The following is a 4575-nucleotide window of genomic DNA, read 5'->3' as shown; positions in this document are numbered from 1 at the left end:
GCGCCAGTGGATGATAGAAAGCCTTTTTGCGGAAGGTAAAGGCTCGCATGGGCTAGACCGCGCGCGATATCGGGGAAGGGTATATGTGCAAATTCAAGTCTATCTCATCGCCCTGGTTCAAAATCTGAAGCGTATCCTTTTTGCCGCCCAAGCCTAAGAAACCGGGACTGGACACAAGTTGAACAGTTCTGCAATAGACTCAGCAGTTTTTTGCACGTAAAATTCCTTCGTGTGTACTCTAAAATAAATATCTGAAATCATTGAAAATATTCCTTTTGATCAATAAATCCCGGGATTCGCTGAAAATTGCAACATAGGGAAGCGTGTTTTATGTCATTATGACTGATATTTTTGCGCTCTTTGAACCGCAGTTCCCTTCCGTCTATTGCCCTCGCTGAAGACATTGGATATTGCATAGCCTGATGGTCAATCGCAGGGAAGCTTCTGAGCTGCAGATTTAGGTGTTGAGAGGAGGAACTTGTGCAATTTCATTCGCCTTATAACATAAGAAGGGCTAAGGATGCGGACGTTCCTGCTCTCCGTCATCTCGTGAACAGTGCCTACCAGGAACTTGCTGATCTTGGCCTTAACTTTACAGGAAGCTATCAGGATGAAGCCCTCACCCGCCAGCGGATGAAAAATGCCGAAGTGTATTTGCTCTATCATGCACAGGAATTGGTCGCTTCGATCAGCATGTCATTGAAAGAGGACGAAACTCAAACCTGTTTGTATGTAAATCAACTTGCTGTCCATCCAGACAGAAAACGTCAGGGGCTTGGCTCCCATCTCCTCGATATGGCAGAATTCCGAGCACTCGCTGCTGGTATAAAAACTCTAAGGCTCGATAGTGCAATACCTGCTCATCATCTAGTAAGCATGTATCGCCGGCGTGGATTTTCCGTAGTGGCTGAACTCCAATGGGACGGCAAAACATATCGCTCGTATCTGATGGAAAAGCAGGTGTGAAAAGGAATTGATTGGCTCTGCCTGACTGCTGACTGCCGCACTTCCTGCTGTTTGGACTCGCAAGCTGTCAGGACTGATTCCCCGGTCCCAATGACTTCGTTCCAATCCCTTAAACAGCTATCCCCGGATTTCAACCGTATCGTGGATCTGGCTCCATTGGTCACGCTGACAAAACTTACCGGATTGTTGCTGAGCGGAAACCAGATCGAGGATATCAGTGTCCTTGCCGGTCTGGGCAAGCGTCAGAATGTTTACCTCAGCAGTAACCCGCTGCAGACGCTGGCTCCCCTGAGTGGTTTGTCGTCCTTAAAAATCCTTCACATCACGTCCACTCAGGTTCAATCGCTGCAGGCCATCACAGGTCTGTCTGGCCTTGATGAGCTGGCCGTTGGCATGACTCCTGTGGCCGAGGCACGGACACCTGATAACTGCCCGGTGACAGCACAGTCACCGGCCGTTCAAGCCTTCTGCTCCGCGCCCTGATTGGAACTCAAAGATCCCAGAGGAAGGCCTCGTGGCGCGTCCGTCATGCAGCAGTTGTATCGCGTTGGTGTCTTTGCTGGGTTCAGTCTGTATGCCGGGTGAAAGAAAGAAGTCTTGGGGTTTTTGTCTGGACTATTCTTGGATTATGAAGGGAATAGCACCTTCCCTTTGGGCGGTTCGAGCTTCCACGCACGATAGATGCTTTCAACCTTGGTTCGAGCCCAGGGCGTTTGCCGCAGAAATTTCAGGCTGGATTTGATCGTTGAATCGAACATGAAACAGCGCACCGGCACCTCTTTAGCCAGATGCTTCCAGCCAAAGTTTGCGACCAGCTCGGTGAGCAGTGTTTCCAGGGTGACCCCCTCGAGGGGATCCTTAGCTTTTGTCGTTGTCACGTGCCTAAACCCATCCAAGTTGGCCGCTCCAGCGCGGAATTCGCACTATACCGGCGGGTCCCGGCCAGGACAAGCTTAAGCATAGATACGTAAAATCGACGCCATAGCGTATGGGAATGCCCTTGCGTTTCAGTTCAGCAAGGCTTCAAATTTATCCAACTGCTGTTCCCAGCCCATTTTGGCCGGGATTTTCATGATAGCGGGAATGCCTACTTCGGTGATCAGAATCTGGGTTTTTCCGCCGACATCCTTGAACTCAACCGATACGGAAATTTCGTCCGGCCAGACGCCGGGGACCTGAACTTCAGAACCTGGAACTATTTTACCGTTCTCGTCCGAAAAAGACATGTTCGAGACTATTTTCTGGTTGGGGACGATTTCGGTATATTTCCCAGTATTCCAATGCATGTCACCCTTCGGTGATCGCATCGAATAGAGAAAGGATCCACCCACCTGGAAATCGCTGTTGATGACTGGTGCTGTGTAGTCCTTGGGGCTCCACCATTTTTTCATCGATTCAACATCGGTCCAGACCTGCCAGACTTTTGCAAGAGGTGCATTGACGGTGCGATCAACGTGGACCGTGGAAGATACTTTTCTTGCCGTGAAAATACCAACAGCAAAAACAATCAGCAGTCCGACCAGAGTTTTGACCAGCATAAGTCTATCCCTTTTCATCGATTAGGGTAATTTTAGAGGCTGCAAAAGTCCTTCCTATCGCAACCGATGGCTGTCGACGGACGCAAGTCAGAGCGCCACTCGTAACTGCCTGAGCAGCAAATCCTGGCTCCACCCGTTCCTTTGGTAGGTCGAAGAGTGCAGGTCCCAACTTCCTGGAGCAGATACATGACGAATGGCGCGCGAATCCTCAGCGGAGTACTTTTTCTTGGCCTATCCTGGAATGCCAGCGCAAACATGATGCCCTTTCATGAAGGCATTATGGCGTCAGGCAATCTCACGGGCGAACACCCGCAACTCCAGATCATCGACGAGCAGTTGAACATCCAGCTTTATCAGCGTCACGCGCGCGTTCAGGTCCAGTATCAAATCCAGAATTCCGGCGCGGCCACCCGCGTGGAAACCGGTTTCCCTTCGACTCGCATCAGTAGCGGTGTGGAAATCTCCGATTTCCATATCACCAGCGATCAGAAGGAACAGCCCACCACGCTGGCTAAAGCCGAGTCAAAGCTATGATTACTGGGGTTTCTGCGAACCCGTGTCGGCAGATGAAAGGCCCTTCAAGAAAAGTGCGAGGGTACCATCATCGATCAGTGGCACGTGGCTCACTTGAGATTTGAGAAAGAGGAAACCAAAACCATTCGCATCAGCTATGATGCGGCCTTTGACAGTTCCGGCGAAGCGCACTCCGATGATGCCATGACCAAAGGCACGGCAATCTTCCGCTATCTGCTTTCGACCGGCAGCGGCTGGAAAGGACCTATTAAAAAAGGTCTGATTACGATACAGCCTCTAGGCGTTAAGCTGGATGCTCAGGCTATTCAAAGCAAGCTGAGCTTTCAACGCAATGCCGCCGGTTCGTTTGTCCACGTGATCAAAAATCTGGAACCGACTACGAAGGACGACATCGAAATCAAATTCCCCATCGAACCCAAGCATAGGGAATTGCTCTTTGCCGCCAGCACCTCGTCCTTTCTACCGGATAAACATAACAGTTTCAAAGCCGAACAGCTGGGCGATGATGATACAGAAACAGCCTGGATCGAAGGTGTGAAAGGGAGCGGGATCGGCGAGACGGTGACCCTCACGGATATCCGCGGCACTCCCAATCAGTTGGCGATATTTCCCGGTTATGGCCGTTCGCGAGAGCTCTATTTTGCGAACAATCGCGTGGCCTCACTGAATGTTCGCATCAATGACAAGGACAGCTTTGTCGCCACTTTCCCTGACGAACTGCGGCCGTGGCACGTGATCGAACTGCCCCCAATCCAAGGCAAGTGGGAAAAAATCGAGCTGCGCATTCAAGGCGTTTATAAGGGGAAAAAATACGACGACACCGCTATCAGCGGTGTGAGTCTCCGGGAATCTTTGGAACGGCCGACGATCGAAGAGTGAATTTTCGGCAGGGAGCATTCCGGGGGCGATCAACATTCCTGTCGATGCCTTGTAGGATCACATCAGTGAGCTGGTCCCGGATCGGATTATTATTACGGTCTGCGCAAAGGGAGGCGGGCGATCACTCAGAGCCGCCAACCTCCTGCGCGAAAATGGACGCGCACGAACATTCCCTGTGTTATGGGGTTTATCACGCCGGTTGTCAGGTCGCTTTTGCACGATTGGTCACGGATTATTCGACATTCGCCTATCTCTGTGATGTTGTGGTTGATGAGCATTATCGCGGGCGTGGTTTATCAAAATGGATTATGAGCTGTATTATGGAGAATCCTTCTCTGTCTGAACTGCGAAGATTTGTTCTCGCCACGAGAGATGCTCATGGATTATACGAGAAGTTTGGCTTTAAGCAGTTGTCTTCCGAAGAGCAACGACGATTCATGTCAGTTTTAAAAGATGACGTTTGAAGTCTTATCCATGCTGCTCGTGTTCGATAGCCCAAGACGGCTTCTTCAACCAGATCGTACGGGCATTTCCCATAAAATCTGGTTGATTGTCATTTATTTGGAGGGGTCAGGGTGAGGACAATGCTGCGCAAGGTGGAAGATGCCGATCTGGAAGTTTTTTGCCTCCAACAATGTGAACCTGAGGGGAACCGAGT

8 protein-coding genes are annotated in these 4575 nt (G+C 50.5%); 6 read left to right on the top strand and 2 right to left on the bottom strand.

Annotation, left to right across the window (positions count from 1 at the left end):
- From VE954_RS38075 to VE954_RS38065, 3 genes are all read left to right on the top strand, one after another.
- A partial coding sequence (locus tag VE954_RS38075) for a transposase (protein ID WP_414699069.1) occupies window positions 1–157 on the top strand: 157 nt, incomplete at its 5' end.
- Window positions 158–480: 323 nt separating this feature from the next.
- Complete coding sequence (locus VE954_RS38070) at window positions 481–966, top strand: GNAT family N-acetyltransferase (RefSeq protein WP_324963037.1); 486 nt, start codon at window positions 481–483, stop codon at window positions 964–966.
- Window positions 967–1056: 90 nt separating this feature from the next.
- The gene (locus tag VE954_RS38065) at window positions 1057–1449 is read left to right on the top strand and encodes a hypothetical protein (protein ID WP_324963035.1); all 393 of its coding nucleotides are present in this window, start codon (window positions 1057–1059) and stop codon (window positions 1447–1449) included.
- A 143-nt stretch (window positions 1450–1592) separates the two neighbouring features.
- Here the strand turns inward: VE954_RS38065 and VE954_RS38060 are convergent, their stop codons facing one another.
- Entirely contained in the window at window positions 1593–1844 is a 252-nt protein-coding gene (locus VE954_RS38060; protein ID WP_324963033.1) for a VF530 family protein, read from the bottom strand.
- Between the two features lie 129 nt (window positions 1845–1973).
- Window positions 1974–2504: an SRPBCC domain-containing protein gene (locus VE954_RS38055; RefSeq protein WP_324963031.1), complete on the bottom strand. Its 531-nt coding sequence runs from the start codon at window positions 2502–2504 to the stop codon at window positions 1974–1976.
- A 186-nt stretch (window positions 2505–2690) separates the two neighbouring features.
- Between VE954_RS38055 and VE954_RS38050 the strand changes: the two genes are divergently transcribed.
- The 3 genes from VE954_RS38050 (at window position 2691) to VE954_RS43965 (ending at window position 4381) form a co-directional block, all read left to right on the top strand.
- Window positions 2691–3038, top strand: a complete 348-nt coding sequence (locus tag VE954_RS38050; RefSeq protein WP_324963029.1) for a hypothetical protein — start codon at window positions 2691–2693, stop codon at window positions 3036–3038.
- Window positions 3039–3131: 93 nt separating this feature from the next.
- The gene (locus VE954_RS38045) at window positions 3132–3917 is read left to right on the top strand and encodes an NADase-type glycan-binding domain-containing protein (RefSeq protein ID WP_324963027.1); all 786 of its coding nucleotides are present in this window, start codon (window positions 3132–3134) and stop codon (window positions 3915–3917) included.
- Window positions 3918–3961: 44 nt separating this feature from the next.
- A complete protein-coding gene (locus VE954_RS43965; RefSeq protein ID WP_349263863.1) occupies window positions 3962–4381 on the top strand; it encodes a GNAT family N-acetyltransferase in 420 nt (139 codons plus the stop codon).
- Window positions 4382–4575: the final 194 nt, after the last annotated feature.

Origin of the sequence: Oligoflexus sp. (assembly GCF_035638955.1) — a bacterium.
GTDB lineage: Bacteria > Bdellovibrionota_B > Oligoflexia > Oligoflexales > Oligoflexaceae > Oligoflexus.
This window is presented reverse-complemented; position numbering and strand designations above follow the sequence as displayed.

Coding starts and splice junctions, on each gene's coding strand:
- VE954_RS38065 (WP_324963035.1), top strand. CDS start 1,057: ATGACTTCGTTCCAATCCCTTAAACAGCTATCCCCGGATTTCAACCGT.
- VE954_RS38055 (WP_324963031.1), bottom strand. CDS start 2,504: ATGCTGGTCAAAACTCTGGTCGGACTGCTGATTGTTTTTGCTGTTGGT.
- VE954_RS38050 (WP_324963029.1), top strand. CDS start 2,691: ATGACGAATGGCGCGCGAATCCTCAGCGGAGTACTTTTTCTTGGCCTA.
- VE954_RS43965 (WP_349263863.1), top strand. CDS start 3,962: ATGCCTTGTAGGATCACATCAGTGAGCTGGTCCCGGATCGGATTATTA.